Raw genomic sequence first — 15,270 nt, forward strand, 5'->3', positions numbered from 1 at the left:
AATTATAGTCTTTTCTGGTTATTTTTCCCTTCGAAAATAGAAAGATCACTTTTTTCTTTGATGAGATAGAGTGGTCTTTTTTTGGTTTCCATATAGATCTTACTGATATACTTACCGAGAATCCCAATAGTCAGGAGTTGAATCCCTCCAAGAAAGAGAATAACAGCCATCAGAGAGGTCCAGCCAGATGTCGGATTCCCCAAAATAAGGGTCCGAAACACCACAAAAACAGTCATCATAAAAGAAATAAAACAAGATAGAAGTCCCGCTACAAAGGCTATACTCAAGGGAAAATCTGAAAAGTTGAGAATCCCTTCAATCGAGTAGAAAAAGAGCTGCCTAAAACTCCAACTGGTCTTGCCAGCCTGTCTTTCGACATTTGGATAGTCGAGATAGTGCGTTTTAAAGCCCACCCAAGCAAATAGGCCCTTAGAAAAACGATTGGACTCGGTCAAGGCTAAAATAGCATCCACCACAGATCTTCTCATCATCCGAAAATCACGAACACCTGATGGCAGGGCTACTGGGCTGATTTTTTGCATGAGGCGGTAAAAGATGTCAGCGCAGAAACTGCGAAAGAAGGGTTCTCCCTCCCGACTGGTTCTCCGTGTCCCAATACAGTCTAAATCTGCATTCTGGTCTAGTAAGGCTTTCATTTCAAGCAACATACTAGGAGGATCCTGGAGGTCTGCATCCATCACGACCACTAGGTCTCCAGTCGCATGCTGCAAGCCTGCATACAGAGCCGCTTCTTTCCCAAAATTTCTCGAGAAAGAGATATAATGTACCGCAGGATTTTGTACCCGATAGGCCTTCAAAAGCTCCAAAGTGCCATCGCTTGAACCATCATCCACAAAGACATACTCGATCTCTGCTCCTAATTCTGGAAGCAGTGCTTCAACAGACTGATAAAAAAGAGGAAGTACTTCCTCTTCGTTTAAACAAGGGACAATGATTGAAATCATCATCTTAGTCTTCAAATCCATTTGGATGCTTGCTTTGCCAACGCCAGGCGTCTTCACACATTTGGGTGATGTCGAGTTCCGCTTCCCAACCGAGTTCTGCTTTAGCTTTTGCTGGGTCTGAGTAGCAGGCAGCGATATCACCTGGGCGGCGTTCTACGATGCGGTAAGGAATTGGGCGTCCCACTGCTTTTTCCATGTTTTGGATTATTTCAAGAACTGAGTAACCTTTACCAGTTCCAAGGTTATAAACATTAAGGCCTGAACCTTTTTGGAGTTTTTTCAAAGCTGCAACGTGACCTTTGGCTAGGTCTACAACGTGGATATAGTCACGAACCCCGGTTCCATCTTCTGTATCGTAATCATCTCCAAAAACTTGTACTTGTTCTAGTTTGCCCACTGCTACCTGTGAAACATAAGGCAAGAGATTGTTTGGAATGCCGTTAGGATTTTCTCCCAAGTCTCCACTTTCATGCGCTCCGATTGGATTAAAGTAACGAAGCAAGACCACATTCCATTCTGAGTCTGCTTTGTAGATATCGGTCAAAATTTCCTCTAGCATGAGTTTGGTACGACCGTATGGATTGGTCACTGAAAGTGGGAAATCTTCTAGAATTGGTACAGTATGGGGATCACCGTAAACTGTCGCAGAAGAACTGAAGATGATGTTCTTACAGTTATTTTCTTCCATGGCTTTTAGAAGGCTGACAGTTCCTGCGATATTGTTGTCATAGTAGGCAAGAGGGATACGTGTTGATTCACCTACAGCCTTCAAACCAGCGAAGTGAATGACACCAGTGGGTTCTTCCTGCTTGAAAATATCTCTGAGGGTATCTGTATCACGGATATCTGCCTCATAGAAAGGCACCTCAACTCCTGTGATTCTTTCAACAACTTCTATACTTTTACGATTGCTGTTGACAAGATTATCCACCACAACAACTTGATGACCTGCTTGGATCAACTCAATCACAGTGTGGGTTCCGATAAAACCAGCTCCACCAGTTACCAAAATCTTTTCTTGCATCTTTTTTCCTCGATTCTCGGATTATTTTTTCTTATTTTATCATTTTTGATAGGGAATGTCATTTGCCATCCTAAACCACCTGCTAAAATTTCAGTAAAATGCTTATACTCTTCGAAAATCCAATTCAAACAACGTCAGCTTCGCCTTGCCGTACTCAAGTACAGCCTTCGGCTAGCTTCCTAGTTTGTTCTTTGATTTTCATTGAGTATTATTCACTTTTTACTCGTTTGACATAGTTTGCAATGGGATAGTTTACTGGGTCCAAAGTCAACTCCTTGTCTTGGACCAGCTGGGCTAGATGGTAACCAATGATCGGACCCGTTGTGAGGCCCGATGAACCTAGTCCACTAGCCGCATAGACACCTGCTAAACCAGGTACCTGTCCAAAGAAAGGTGAGAAATCACGAGTATAGGCGCGGATTCCCACACGTTCAGCTCTTGAAGTCGCTTTAGCTAAGGCTGGATAGTGAGGCAAGGCTGCTTCCTCCATTTGTTGGAGCAAGCTTTCATCCACTGTCAAGTCAAATCCCATGTCATTTTCATGGGTAGCACCTAAGGACAATTTCCCATCTGCAAAAGGAATCAAATCCCATTCCCCTTCTGGCATGACAACAGGGTATGATTCCATGTCTTGAGAAATCTGATAGTCTCGGAGTTGCCCCTTTTGAGGACGAACATCTACCTCATATCCTAAAGGCTCCAAAATGTCCTTCAACCAAGCTCCCGTCGCCAAAATAACCTGATCAAACACCTCTTCGCCAATCTGGTAGCCTGATGATAAAGGTGTCAGACTCACTTTTTCTTTGACCAGCTTGACTTGACTGGCTTCTAGCAAACGATTCACTAATAGTTGACCATCTACTCTCGCTCCACCAGAAGCATAGAGCAGGCGGTCAAATCCCTGCAAGCCAGGGAATAATTCATTAGCTGATGCTTGATCCAAAATAGCTAACTGGCCTATCAAGGGAGAATCTTCTCTGCGCTGGAGGGCTAGTTCATAGAGTTCTTCTAGCTTGGATTCGTCCTTTTTCAAGAGAAAAACTCCCGAGCGCTGGTAAAAGTCGTTTTTCTGACCAGACTTTTCTAAATCAGCCAACAAATCCACATAAAAGTCAGCCCCCAAGCGCGCCATCTTGTACCAGGCTTTATTACGGCGTTTGGAAAACCAAGGACTGATAATTCCTGCTGCTGCCTTGGTTGCCTGACCCTGACCATGGTCAAAAACGGTTACCTCTAGCTCACTTTCTTTAGATAGGTAGTGGGCAGCTGTCGCCCCTACAATCCCTGCTCCAATAATGGCAACTTTTTTCATTGTCTTCACCTTCTAACTAGATATGGTGGAAAGGATTGGTCGATGCTTGGCTAGGTATGATATCAATGGTCCAGCCTTTCTCTTCCTTCCATTGAGTAAGAAGTGCTGCGACTCTTTCCACAAAAAGCACTTCGATATAATGTCCAGGATCCAGTGCCAGCAAGCCATCCGACAGCATATCCTGAGCAGTGTGGTAGTAAATATCCCCAGTGATATAGACATCTGCCCCTTTTGCCAAAGCATCAGAGTAGAAAGACTGCCCACTGCCACCACAGATGGCCACTCTTGAAATAGGCTTCTGCAAATCACTCTCTTGATAATGCACCATTCGAAGACTATCTAGACCAAAGACTTGTTTGACATGCTGGGCCAATTCCCCAAATGTCTGAGTTTGAATATTTCCAATCCGACCAATTCCCCGTTCAGGACCTGTCTCCTGAAGATAAGTCGTCCCCTCAATGCCTAGCATCTGGCAAAACCAGTCATTTAGCCCGTTCTCAACAATATCAATATTGGTATGACTGACATAAACTGCGATATCATGCTTAATCAAATCAATGTAAATCTGATTTTGAGGACGACTAGCTACCAGATTCTTGATAGGACGAAAGATCGGTGCGTGCTTGACGATAATCAAATCCACCCCCTTTTCAATGGCCTCTGCCACCGTCTCTTCGCGTATATCAAGGGCAACCATGACCCTTTGGATATCCTTGTCCAAAGTGCCGATTTGCAGGCCACGACTGTCTCCCTCCATAGAAAATTCCTGAGGGCAAAAGGCTTCATAGCGTTTAATCACTTCACTTGCTAACATGGAGCACCTCCTTGATGGCTTGAATTTTATGAGCTAGAACTTGACGTTCCTCCAGATTTTTTTCTGGGATTTGGTCAAGAGCAAACTCTAACTTAGCTGCTTCTTTTTGCCACTTTTGTACAAAAACCGGACTAACTTCTTTGGACAAGAAAGGGCCAAAGCGAACATCACTGGTTGATAACTTCATTTGTCCCGCTTCCACCACTAGAATTTCATAAAACTTGCCAGCTTCTTCTAGGATGCTTTCTGCTACAATCTGAAATCCGTGCTCTTGTAACCAGATGCGCAAGTCGTCTTCACGATTATTGGGCTGGAGGATTAAACGTTCTACACTCGCAAGTTTATCCAATCCTTCTTCTAATATGGTCGCAATCAAACGCCCTCCCATACCAGCAATGGTGATAACCGACACTTGGTCTTCCTCTTCAAAGGCTGCCAAGCCATTGGCTAAACGGACTTGGATTTTCTCCTTTAAACCATGAGCTTCAACATTCTTGACCGCGGACTGGTAGGGTCCTTCCACAACCTCACCTGCAATAGCATGCTCTATATGGCCTTTCTCTACCAAATCGATCGGTAGATAAGCATGGTCACTTCCCACATCTAGTAAAACGGCCCCCTGTGGCACAAAGGAAGCTACCAATTCTAATCTCTTTGAAATCATCTTCTCTCACTTTCCAAAACTCTATTGCCTCTTATTATACCACATTTTAGCTAGCAATCTTGCCCTTAAAAAAGACCACAATCCACAGATTGCAGTCTTTCTTTATTTTCTGGCTTGGTAACGACTAGTTAGAATGAAAATTAAGGTAAATACCAGCATCATGGCCCCATAAACAGGTAGTGTATGTCCTGTTAAGGTCGAAATTTCAAGTAGCTTTTGAATCATTGGGAAGAGAGCTGTAGCTAGGAAACCTCCTACTGACCAAATAACCAAGAGTACACGCCAAAGGGTGAATGGCATGCAGGCTCTAAATACAGATAAGAAACCAATTGACCCCAAGAGATAATAGAGGAGGGTTGATATTTCTATCTCAGACCAACCTTGGCTCGCTCCAAATATTTTCACAAAAAGAACGCTAAACACGACCATGAGTGCACTTGGTAGAGCACGAAGCATGGATCTTCTGAGGAAGTTTGGCTCGACAGGTTTGATATTTCGCTCAAAAGTCAGAACGAATGGTGGGAAACCTTCCACGAACTGGTCGATCATGGTAATCTGAATCGGAATGAAAGGGAAAATCAAAATCCATTCAGACCGTCCCAGAAGAGCACTGGCAATACAGATAACTGCGAGCAAGAAGGAATAGATGGTCTTTATCAAGAAAATCGGTGCAATGTGGGCGATGTTATTGACCACACGACGACCTTCAAAGAGAATCTCAGGAACATCATTAAAGTCTGAGTTCAAAAGAACCAGATTGGCAATCTGACGAGTCGCCGGATCTCCCTCAGCCATCACGATCGAACAATCTGCCTCACGAAGAGCCAGGATATCATTGACACCATCCCCTGTCATAGCTGTTGTATGCCCTGCTTTTTTCAGAGTTTGGATGATGAGTTTCTTTTGATGAGGGGAAACACGACCAAAAATTGCTGTTTCCTCAGCTATGGCAATCAATTCCTCATCCGTGATTTTCGAACAATCTACATAGCTGTGATAGTCTGCAAAGCCAGCCTTCTGGGCAATGCTGGAAACCGTAACGGGATTGTCACCAGAGATAATCTTGAGTCCCACTTCCTGGGAACGAAGATAGTCTAGTGTCTCAGCTGCTCCTTCTCGAATGGGGTCCAAAATCTCCAGCAAGGCTAGAGCCTGGATATCAGATGGTTTCTGTGGTTTGTGATGGTCTAGTTCTTCCTGACTGAGGGCTAAGACCAAGACACGAGACCCTCTCTCCAAGGCCTCTCTAGCTTCTGGGACTTCAGAGTCCAACAACATCTCAGGCGCCCCTAAGAAAACCGTTCCTAGACCTTCCAATTCCATAGCACCCCACTTGCGGTCGCTTGAGAAGGGAAGATTCGAAAGCATGGGATAGGCTACCTGTCCTTGGAAACGCTGACGAATGGCTTGGGCTGTTGGATTTTTATCCTCACTATGAGCGATGTAGCTGGTTAGAATACTGGCAATAGCCTCGTCACCATAAGTTTCCGTCAGTGGAAGAACAGCCTCCACTTGCATCTTTCCTTGGGTTATGGTGCCCGTCTTGTCCAGACAGAGCATATCCACGCGCGCCAAGGTCTCAACAGAGTACATCTCTTGAACCAAGACCTTTTTCAAGCCCAGCTTAATCACTGCAGTCAAGAGAGAAGTAATGGTCAAAAGGGCGATTCCTTTGGGTAACATCCCTAAAAGGGCTGTTGACGAATTTACAACGGATGACTTGAGGGGTAGGCCTTTTAACATCAAGGCTTCTAGCAGGAGAGCTAGACCAAAGGGAATGATAATCTTCCCAGTAAAACCAGCTAACTTGTCCAGCGATTTCATGATACGGGAGTTGATCGGTTTTACTGTCTTAGCTTCAAGCATGAGTTTGGAAGCATAGTTGTCTGCCCCAACATGGTGAACTTGAGCCAAAACTGCGCCACTGGCTAGGAAACTCCCTGACAAGAGCAAGGCATCAACTTCCTTTTGCACCAAATCACTCTCCCCCGTCAACATGGCTTCATTGACTTCCGCAAAGCCTTCCAAAACCCGCGCATCACTAGGAATCTGCTCTCCCGCAGATAAACGAATGACATCTCCTAGAACCAATTCTTCAGGATTGAGAGCGACTTCTTGACCATCACGAATCGTTTTAACCTTTTCCTTAGTCATGAGATTGAGCTTGTCCACCATGTGTTTGGCTCGCAGCTCGGTCACAATCCCAGAAAAAGCGTTAAAGCAGATGACAGCAAAGAAGACCAGATTGCTCCAAGCCTGCACAAAGGCCAGCGCTAGGGAAATAACAAAGTTTAATGCGTTAAAAAGTGTAAAAACATTTCGTTTGATGATTTGCCAAGTACTGGTACTCGCTGATGCGGTAAAGTCATTGACCAAACCTTGAGCCTGTCTTTCCTTGACTTCTCTTTGGGTTAATCCCATTATCTTATTTTTATCCATAAATTCTATCATATCATTTTTTTTAAAAGAATTCTAATCCCATCTAAAACTGTTGGCTGATAACTGAAAAAGTTTGCCAGTAGTCTTTTGATAAGGTATAATAAAAGTAATACAATCGAAGGAGGTCTCATGTTTTATACTTATTTGCGTGGACTAGTCATGCTGATCTTGTGGTCCATCAATGGCAATGCCCACTATCACAATACTGATAAAATCCCTAATCGAGACGAAAACTATATCCTTGTCGCTCCTCATCGTACTTGGTGGGATCCTGTATATATGGCCTTTGCGACCAAGCCAAAACAGTTCATCTTTATGGCCAAAAAAGAGCTTTTTAGCAACCGCATCTTTGGCTGGTGGATCCGTATGTGTGGCGCCTTTCCTATCGACCGAGAAAATCCTAGCGCTTCTGCCATCAAGTTTCCTATCAATGTCCTCAAAAAAAGCGACCGTTCTCTCATCATGTTCCCAAGTGGGAGCCGCCACTCAAACGATGTCAAGGGTGGCGTAGCCTTGATTGCCAAAATGGCCAAGGTCCGTATCATGCCTGTCACCTACACCGGTCCCATGACCTTGAAAGGCTTGGTTAGCCGTGAGCGCGTCGATATGAACTTTGGAAATCCAATCGATATCTCAGACATCAAGAAAATGAATGATGAAGGAATCGAAATGGTTGCAGATCGTATCCAAGCAGAATTCCAACGTTTGGATGAAGAAACCAAACAATGGCACAACGATAAAAAACCAAACCCACTATGGTGGTTTGTCCGCATCCCTGCCCTTATCCTTGCAGTGCTTGTTGGTATCCTAACGATTATCTTTACCTTCATCGCAAGCTTTATCTGGAATCCAGATAAGAAGAGAGAGGCTCTTGGTTAAGACAATGAGAACCGCTGGACAAAAACTCGATTTTAAGAGAAAATCCAGCAAGCCTTTCCATCAAAAATGCATAGTATCAATGTTTTTGGACACTTGATGCTATGCATTTCTTATGATCTTTATCCCTGTATAACCAGAAGAAAACTCTACATTCTATACAGAAATTTTTTGACGAATTACTTTGATTTTGATATTATATTATTAAAAAAGGAGGGATTTTTATAATGAATCATAAACATTCTTTATTTGGGAAGTGCAAGTCTGTTTTATTGACGGTTGCTCTAGCGTCTGCCTTTACAGCAGTGGGGCAAGTTGATGCTGATGAGGTAAAAAATCCAAGTCAAGTTGCTAATGATCTTGCTCAAGTGGGTTCAAATGAACTTTCCACTAAAACTACTCAAACTAATCAACAAATTTCCGAAACAGTTAAGGAGATTCAAGATAAAGTTAATGTCTCTGTAGTACCACTTAATAAAGCTCAACCTGGTGATATAGTTAAAGTAACTACTACTTCAACGGACGCCAAGGTAGATACTAAAGAAAACACAGCTGGTACAGAAGCAACTGCCAAAGCAGAGACTTCTGTAAGTGTTGAAACAACTCATTTAGCTGCTAAGGGAACTGCCGTTGGAGAAAAGACACCTGTTACAACAACAAAGACTGTTACAGATCACGTTAATACAGATGACTATGTAGCTAATGTTACTCAAACTATCAAGAAAACTACATTTGAAAAAGTTTTGAAAGAAGCAGATGTAATAATTACTAAACAAGCGGCTGGTTCTGCAGATATCGTCTTTACTATTGATAAGTCAGGTTCAATGGATTCTTCTATTCAAAATGTTGTACAGAATATCGAGAACTTTGTCCGTGATTTGGCTAATAAAAAAGTTGATGCTCGTCTTGGCTTAATCGCGTATGAGGCTGCTGACAATGTTCAATATTTCGATTTTAATGGATCTAAATTCACTAAGAATGTAGAGGAGTATATTAAGGCGCTTAGATCTATTCGAACATACGGCGGAACAGAAGAGCCTACAGTCCCTCTACATCATATTGCAACCTCAAAAGATTATGATTGGTCTACAGCTTCTAATAATCGTCGTTTTGCATTCTTAATTACTGATGAAAGTATTGATTTCCGTACTCCAGGCATTCCAACAGTAGAAGAGACTCTGAAAGCTCTTAAAGCAGCAGATATTTCTCTATCAGTTGTAGGGATGAGATACGAAGAATCGACCTTCAAACCTTTAGTTGAGGGGACAAAAGGGCTTTATCTTAATATTAATCAAGAATTTTCTAGTCTTTTAAATCGTGATTTTACAAATCATGTTGTTAAGACTGTCCAAGAAGGACGTGTTTACCGCATCGTAACAGAGAAATATGACTTCTTAACAGAGGCGCATGTCGTACTTAAACCAAAACCTATCGGAAGCACAAAGGCAGTTTATCATACTTCTGCACTTTCTAATAAGGTATCTGAATTACCCAAAACTGGTGAAAAGGCATCTTCTAATTTATCCGTACTTGGAGTTGCCTTAATTGCAGTAGCCTCTAGTCTGACTGTTGGTGTTAAGAAAAAAGATTAAAGAGATTCTTTTCATATAGAAGGTAGAGGAAAGGAGTTTTGCACCATTTAGATTCTTTACCAACTATAATAAGAGAAAAATAGTTAACAATGAGAGAGGGCCTCTTGGTCCTCTCTTTTAATATATTCAGAGCAAATTTCATATCCTACTCTATCATCTCAAAAAGATTTTGTCCCTCTTTCTTTAGAAATAAAGGAGTATTCTCTTTTATCAAATAAATTCATGATGAAAATATCAGTCTTCAAAAATACATATTCCTAGTGTTAGTAATATGAAAACGATTGAGATTAAAGTGTGTGATTTTCTACAAATATCTATCATTTCATCAATCCTATGATATTCTTAATAAGTCTCGTCTGCTCCTTATAGAACTTGTATTTTTCTGCATTCAAAGAAACTCTAAAATCATAAAAACGCATAATATAAGAAATTCAAAGAGTTCAATATTATGCGTTTTATTATGGAAAGTTTTACTGGATTTTCTCCTCAAATTTAATTTTTACCTTGTCTCTTCTCTTACTTTATTCAATCTCCCATTTCTTTGCCAACCAGCTGGAAAAGGCCAGAAATCGCTCAGCCACTTGCTCATGATGTCCATGAGGATCAAAGACAAACTGACCAGTCGGATAGTGTTTCTGAAGACTGGTATGGATCTGCTCAGCATAGGCTGGTGCTTGAGCCAAGCGATTGGTATGATGGGTTCCTTCTGTTTGACCATTTTGTAAATACAGCAAGCAGTCCAAATTTTTCACTTTTTCTTCCTTGCAGTAAGTTGTAAATTCAGGATACCAAAAGGATCCGCAGATGGAGAAAACACAGGAGACCTTGTCAAAGCTGAAAAGACTGTAGACGGCCGCCAAACCACCTAGTGAGTACCCTCCATAGGCAAGGCGATTTTTGTCCAGTCTATAAAGCGACTGCAACTTTTCTAAAAGACTACCAAATAAATGACCATGATAGACGTTGGCCTGACCGCCAAAAATCTGGAGCTCCATCTCTCAGAGCAGATGCCTTCCAGGGAGTGTAATCGTCTAGGCGATTTTTAGAAGTCAAACCCACTAAAATCACAGATTCGGAAAGAGATGATAGGAAATCCAAGCTTCCATCATTTAAGAGAATAGCTGGATAGGTTTGATTAGGATCATAGGTCGAAGGAAGGCTGATTTTGACTTGGATTCCTTCCCAATCAAACTCATTATTTATTGATAAAGTCATTGATTTTCTCAAGGGAATCAATCACTGCTGGACCATAGTCCATCAACTCATCGTAAGAGATGGTCATGATTTTTTGATTCTTAATTGCAGGAACGTTTTCCAATACCTCATTTGCCTTCATCAACTCTACAGCGTTGGCATCCAATTTTTTATTGCGGTCGCTGGTCACATAGATAATCAACTCAGGATCCATTGACACGAGATTTTCCAAGGTCAAGCCTGATGTTCCCGTTGCAACGTTGGTATAACCAAGTTGATTCAACAAGCTTTCTTGCAAAGCAGACTTGTATGCACCAAAGGTTTCATCATTATAAGCAACCATTATCAAAGCCTTTTTCTTTTCACCTTGGCTTGCTGGGTTTGCTTTCTTAACAGCATCAATTTTAGCTTGTAATTGAGCTGCATATTCATTGGCCTTGTCCTGGACATTAAAAATCATTCCAAGATTTTTGACATCTTCTACAATATTCCCCAAATCTTGCTGAATCGTTGAGAGAGAAGCTTTTTGCGTATAGACTGGGATTTTGTTTTCATTCCAAGTGCTAACTGTTCCCAAGGATTTTTCAGAAAACATCATGTTTCGACCCATCACAGCATCTGGCTCATATGAAAGGACTGTCTCTTGTGAGACTGTTTTTTTATCCCCAATTTGAGGAATCGTCGCAATCGCGTCTTTGTATTTACCTGTTACAGCATTGTCCGGGTTAAGCATGCCAGCAATTTTATCCTTCAAGCCTAACTCCAATAAGATTTCAGTGGTTGAAAGATTGTTGGTGATAACTTTTTCAGGTGCCTTGTCAAAGACTTGTTCGACTTCATTTCCCTTAGCATCATAGGTCTTGACCGTTAACGGATAAGTCGTCTCTGCGCTTGCCTTTTGACTTGTTTCTGTGCTAGATTGTGTGGTTGTTTTTTCTGTAGTAGTATTGCCACAAGCTGCCATGGTTAAGGTAGCTACTGTCACGAGTAAAATGCTTAGTGTTTTTTTCATCTTGTTTTCCTTTTCATTTTTATAAATAGTGAATCATGGCTTGCTGATCCTCAGTCCAAGTCACCTGACTTTGAACTCCATATACAGTTTGCAATGACTCAGGGGTGATGGTCTCCTTTGGAGTCCCTTGGTAAAGGATTTCTCCCTCTTTCATCAGATAGAGATAATCCGAATAGCGACAAGCAAGTTGAATATCATGTAGGACAGCTAAAACATTGACCTTGAGATTCTTCACAATGGCCAACAAGTCTAGCTGATACTTGATATCCAGGTGATTGGTTGGTTCGTCCAGGAGCAAGAGAGTCGGTTCTTGCGCCAAGGCGCGGGCTAATAAGACTCGTTGTTTCTCCCCCCCTGACAGAGACGAATAGAGACGAGTTTTCTTCTCAAGCATATCTACCTTGACGAGAGCATCTTGAACGAGGACATAATCCCTTTCCTTTTCCTTCTGTAAAAAAGAGAGGTGGGGAGTTCTTCCCAGCAAGACGATTTCCTCAACTGTACAATCAAACTGCAGTTGGTTAAACTGGGTTACAACTGCCATTTGCTTGGCTGTTTCTTTGAGTGACCAATGCTCCAGTGGCTTTCCATCTAGTCTTATCAAGCCTTTGTCTACCTTTTCCTGACGATAGAGGAGTTTAAGCAGGCTGGTTTTTCCACTTCCATTTGGCCCTAATATCGTATGAAATTGATGCCCCTCAACCTTTAGAGAAACTCCTTTGAGGATTTTTTTCTCTCCTAGTCCAAAATGGATATCCTGACAAATCAAGTCCATATCAGGCCCTCACCTCCCTTCGCCTTCCTCCAACAATGTAGATAAAGAAGGGAGCACCTACTAAGGCTGTAAAAATACCAATAGGCAACTCTGCGTTTGGAATGGTGATACGAGAGAGTACATCTGCCCAGATGACAAAGAGGGCACCCAGTATGGTCGCAACAGGAAAAAGTCTCCTGTAATTCGTTCCTACTAACCCTCGAGCTAAGTGAGGAGTAATGAGACCAACAAATCCAATAATCCCACAAGTCGCCACCAAGACAGCTGTCAGCACAGCCACCACGGTCACGTAAAGATACCAATAGAAGCGTAAGGGAATTCCCAAAGTTAAAGCAGCCTCATCTCCCATCATCATCGCATTGAAAACACGATACTGGGTAGCGAAAAATAGAAAGGCCAATCCTACTACTATAGTTGGCAGGACTAAGTCAGACCAGGTAGTCCCGGCAAGCGAGCCCATAGTCCAAAACTTAATGGTCATCACACTGTCCGCATTAGCGCCGACTGAAATAATAAAGTTTGAAAAAGCTAAAAAGAGAGCATTGACCACCGTTCCTGATAAGATCAGACTGGAAGTCGTCATCCTTCCCTGCATAGAGGCAATGATGAGGACAGCGATTGTTGCCAAAATAGCTCCAAGGAAAGCTCCAAGGCTAATCACCAATTTTAAACCAAGAATGATGCTCAAAGTTGCCCCTAGAGTTGCACCCGCAGAAATTCCTAAGACATAAGGCTCTGCGATGGGATTGTTAACTGTAGACTGCATCACGCTACCACACATAGAAAGTCCAGCCCCTACTATCAGACCTAACAATACTCGGGGGAATCTCATGTTCCATACAATGGCAAGAGTGGACTTGGAAACCTCTCCTATCTCAAGAGGAAATCCCAATCTGCTCAAAATGATCCGATAGGTATCTCCTAGATCAATCGCAACAGACCCCATAGAAACAGCTAGAAAGAGGGAAATTCCTAAAACGCTTAGCAAAATAACCAAAAACAACACAAATTGCAAATCTTGTCGGCTTCCAGAAAGTTTGGAAAGCATGAAAACCTCCTTAGACAAAATTAAAAATTTAGAAAATTCTCATGAAAAGTATACCATATTTTCAACAATGGAACAAGATGAGAAAAATAAATATAGTTGGTCTTACAGTGCTAATAATCGTAACCGAAGATTATACTTGGGTATATCGAGGTAAAGTGACAACATAAAAAGCCCTCTAAAATTAGAGAGCTGATTTGAGCCCGGGCTAAAATCCTAGTGAAACAAAAAAATCTACACGATCAGAAAAGTCTCTATCGTGCCATTTTCATACATGATGTATAGTCCAAGTAGAATGAATACTATGGGCACAATGATTCGCTCGTATTTTTCAATTGTCTCGAATATTAACGGAATAGAGGATAACATCCGACTAATCTCGCAAAAGATAATTATGCCGATTACAAACACAAGCAACGCCACGAGGGTCTGTGACCAATCTAACGAAGCAAAATAAGGTATATAGATACCTAAATTATCTCCGCCAGACGCAATTGTCAGCAATGTAACTGTCCAAAACAGTTGATTTGCCTTGCTTTGTTCTAATCTTTCAATAATTTCTTCCTCTTCTTCCTCACCTTCTCCAACAATTGCAAAGCGAATCCCTAAATAGATAGGGATTAAACCAAGCAATCCAACCATCCATGCTTCAGGCACGAAATTAACGACATAAGCAGCAACTAAACTCGCCCCTACAAGTAAGCCTGTTCCTAGATATTGCCCCGCATAAATATGCCATTTCTGTTTATTCTGTGATAGCTGTGCAAATAAAATAATTAAAATAATTAAATAATCGATACTGGTGGAAATATAAACACCAATAGCAGATATGATTGTCTGTCCCATAAAAACCTCCTGTATTAGTTAGTAATAAATCATCAGATTTTAGGAGAGCACAGACACATTAATTTAGCTATCGCTAGTGGGTAATGTCGAACGTAGGAAAGCATTTTACTCCTCCTCAAAATGTAGTTACAAAGTAATTTCTAACTGAAATTCGGTGACTACTTCCATGTAAAGTATAACATACTATACTTTACTTCGTAAAGTGTGGGCTCTCCGAGGGGGCTTGCAGACAGCTACTCGACTTTTCAAGCCGAGTAGCTGATACCATTTGAGGTTTTTGTAATCTCCAAAATTGTGACCGATAAAACTTAGCAAGGCCTGCTGCAACGATATTCTGTTTTTGTAATCTCCAAAATTGTGACCGATAAAACAGGTCGGAGCTGCAACTGAAACTGAGTTGAGTTTTTGTAATCTCCAAAATTGTGACCGATAAAACCCTGCTCCAGAGTTAGCAGATGCCATGCTAGGTTTTTGTAATCTCCAAAATTGTGACCGATAAAACCTTCGCTCTCTGCCTCCCAACCTCCAAGTTGTTTTTGTAATCTCCAAAATTGTGACCGATAAAACCTCAAATCAAGCCCTCTGAAATCAGAGAGCTTGATTTGAGCTCGGGCTAAAATCCTAGTGAAAAAGATGAAACTCCTTGTGTTCATCGAAGACTGTGTCGTTTCTCTATTTTCATACGTTTTTTTAACGCCCTTAGCATCATAAT

At 41.8% G+C, this 15,270-nt stretch carries 12 protein-coding genes, 1 pseudogene and 1 CRISPR repeat array; of the genes and pseudogenes, 2 read left to right on the forward strand and 11 right to left on the reverse strand.

Annotated elements, in window-relative coordinates; genetic code table 11:
* Positions 1–2: 2 nt before the first annotated feature.
* The 6 genes from SORDD05_RS03900 to SORDD05_RS03925 form a co-directional block, all read right to left on the reverse strand.
* Positions 3–986, reverse strand: coding sequence for a glycosyltransferase family 2 protein (locus SORDD05_RS03900; protein WP_081102451.1), 984 nt, complete (start codon positions 984–986; stop codon positions 3–5).
* The gene (galE, locus tag SORDD05_RS03905; protein ID WP_061417166.1) at positions 970–1,989 is read right to left on the reverse strand and encodes a UDP-glucose 4-epimerase GalE; all 1,020 of its coding nucleotides are present in this window, start codon (positions 1,987–1,989) and stop codon (positions 970–972) included. Before galE ends, SORDD05_RS03900 begins: the two co-directional genes overlap by 17 nt.
* Before the next feature lie 208 nt (positions 1,990–2,197).
* Positions 2,198–3,301: an NAD(P)/FAD-dependent oxidoreductase gene (locus SORDD05_RS03910; protein WP_061417167.1), complete on the reverse strand. Its 1,104-nt coding sequence runs from the start codon at positions 3,299–3,301 to the stop codon at positions 2,198–2,200.
* 16 nt (positions 3,302–3,317) lie between these two features.
* Positions 3,318–4,115 (reverse strand): Nif3-like dinuclear metal center hexameric protein, encoded by a 798-nt coding sequence (locus SORDD05_RS03915; RefSeq protein ID WP_061417168.1) that lies wholly within the window; start codon positions 4,113–4,115, stop codon positions 3,318–3,320.
* Positions 4,102–4,779: a tRNA (adenine(22)-N(1))-methyltransferase gene (locus SORDD05_RS03920; protein WP_061417169.1), complete on the reverse strand. Its 678-nt coding sequence runs from the start codon at positions 4,777–4,779 to the stop codon at positions 4,102–4,104. The genes SORDD05_RS03915 and SORDD05_RS03920 overlap by 14 nt, the downstream gene beginning before the upstream one ends.
* Before the next feature lie 102 nt (positions 4,780–4,881).
* Positions 4,882–7,218, reverse strand: a complete 2,337-nt coding sequence (locus SORDD05_RS03925; RefSeq protein ID WP_061417821.1) for a cation-translocating P-type ATPase — start codon at positions 7,216–7,218, stop codon at positions 4,882–4,884.
* 129 nt (positions 7,219–7,347) lie between these two features.
* Here SORDD05_RS03925 and SORDD05_RS03930 point away from each other — a divergent pair, with 129 nt between their 5' ends.
* The gene (locus tag SORDD05_RS03930; RefSeq protein WP_061417170.1) at positions 7,348–8,097 is read left to right on the forward strand and encodes a lysophospholipid acyltransferase family protein; all 750 of its coding nucleotides are present in this window, start codon (positions 7,348–7,350) and stop codon (positions 8,095–8,097) included.
* 224 nt (positions 8,098–8,321) lie between these two features.
* A complete protein-coding gene (locus tag SORDD05_RS03935; protein ID WP_061417171.1) occupies positions 8,322–9,686 on the forward strand; it encodes a VWA domain-containing protein in 1,365 nt (454 codons plus the stop codon).
* Positions 9,687–10,207: 521 nt separating this feature from the next.
* Here SORDD05_RS03935 and SORDD05_RS03940 read toward each other — a convergent pair.
* The 5 genes and pseudogenes from SORDD05_RS03940 to SORDD05_RS03960 form a co-directional block, all read right to left on the reverse strand.
* Positions 10,208–10,901 (reverse strand): annotated as a pseudogene (locus SORDD05_RS03940) (alpha/beta hydrolase-fold protein).
* On the reverse strand, positions 10,882–11,892 hold the full coding sequence (locus tag SORDD05_RS03945; RefSeq protein ID WP_061417172.1) for an ABC transporter substrate-binding protein: 1,011 nt from the start codon (positions 11,890–11,892) through the stop codon (positions 10,882–10,884). The pseudogene SORDD05_RS03940 and the gene SORDD05_RS03945 overlap by 20 nt, the downstream one beginning before the upstream one ends.
* Positions 11,893–11,911: 19 nt before the next feature.
* Positions 11,912–12,667, reverse strand: coding sequence for an ABC transporter ATP-binding protein (locus SORDD05_RS03950; protein WP_061417173.1), 756 nt, complete (start codon positions 12,665–12,667; stop codon positions 11,912–11,914).
* A 1-nt stretch (position 12,668) separates the two neighbouring features.
* The gene (locus tag SORDD05_RS03955) at positions 12,669–13,715 is read right to left on the reverse strand and encodes a FecCD family ABC transporter permease (protein ID WP_061417174.1); all 1,047 of its coding nucleotides are present in this window, start codon (positions 13,713–13,715) and stop codon (positions 12,669–12,671) included.
* A gap of 231 nt (positions 13,716–13,946) precedes the next feature.
* The gene (locus tag SORDD05_RS03960) at positions 13,947–14,558 is read right to left on the reverse strand and encodes a CadD family cadmium resistance transporter (RefSeq protein ID WP_000531720.1); all 612 of its coding nucleotides are present in this window, start codon (positions 14,556–14,558) and stop codon (positions 13,947–13,949) included.
* Positions 14,559–14,831: 273 nt separating this feature from the next.
* A CRISPR array of direct repeats spans positions 14,832–15,125; the repeat unit is 35 nt; unit sequence GTTTTTGTAATCTCCAAAATTGTGACCGATAAAAC.
* Positions 15,126–15,270 lie beyond the last annotated feature (145 nt).

This window comes from Streptococcus oralis, from assembly GCF_001578705.1.
Lineage (GTDB): Bacteria > Bacillota > Bacilli > Lactobacillales > Streptococcaceae > Streptococcus > Streptococcus oralis_J.

What these genes read in the sequence shown, in the direction of transcription:
- SORDD05_RS03900 (WP_081102451.1), bottom strand. Translation starts at nt 986, where the DNA reads ATGGATTTGAAGACTAAGATGATGATTTCAATCATTGTCCCTTGTTTA.
- galE (WP_061417166.1), bottom strand. Translation starts at nt 1,989, where the DNA reads ATGCAAGAAAAGATTTTGGTAACTGGTGGAGCTGGTTTTATCGGAACC.
- SORDD05_RS03910 (WP_061417167.1), bottom strand. Translation starts at nt 3,301, where the DNA reads ATGAAAAAAGTTGCCATTATTGGAGCAGGGATTGTAGGGGCGACAGCT.
- SORDD05_RS03915 (WP_061417168.1), bottom strand. Translation starts at nt 4,115, where the DNA reads ATGTTAGCAAGTGAAGTGATTAAACGCTATGAAGCCTTTTGCCCTCAG.
- SORDD05_RS03920 (WP_061417169.1), bottom strand. Translation starts at nt 4,779, where the DNA reads ATGATTTCAAAGAGATTAGAATTGGTAGCTTCCTTTGTGCCACAGGGG.
- SORDD05_RS03925 (WP_061417821.1), bottom strand. Translation starts at nt 7,218, where the DNA reads ATGGATAAAAATAAGATAATGGGATTAACCCAAAGAGAAGTCAAGGAA.
- SORDD05_RS03930 (WP_061417170.1), top strand. Translation starts at nt 7,348, where the DNA reads ATGTTTTATACTTATTTGCGTGGACTAGTCATGCTGATCTTGTGGTCC.
- SORDD05_RS03935 (WP_061417171.1), top strand. Translation starts at nt 8,322, where the DNA reads ATGAATCATAAACATTCTTTATTTGGGAAGTGCAAGTCTGTTTTATTG.
- SORDD05_RS03945 (WP_061417172.1), bottom strand. Translation starts at nt 11,892, where the DNA reads ATGAAAAAAACACTAAGCATTTTACTCGTGACAGTAGCTACCTTAACC.
- SORDD05_RS03950 (WP_061417173.1), bottom strand. Translation starts at nt 12,667, where the DNA reads ATGGACTTGATTTGTCAGGATATCCATTTTGGACTAGGAGAGAAAAAA.
- SORDD05_RS03955 (WP_061417174.1), bottom strand. Translation starts at nt 13,715, where the DNA reads ATGCTTTCCAAACTTTCTGGAAGCCGACAAGATTTGCAATTTGTGTTG.
- SORDD05_RS03960 (WP_000531720.1), bottom strand. Translation starts at nt 14,558, where the DNA reads ATGGGACAGACAATCATATCTGCTATTGGTGTTTATATTTCCACCAGT.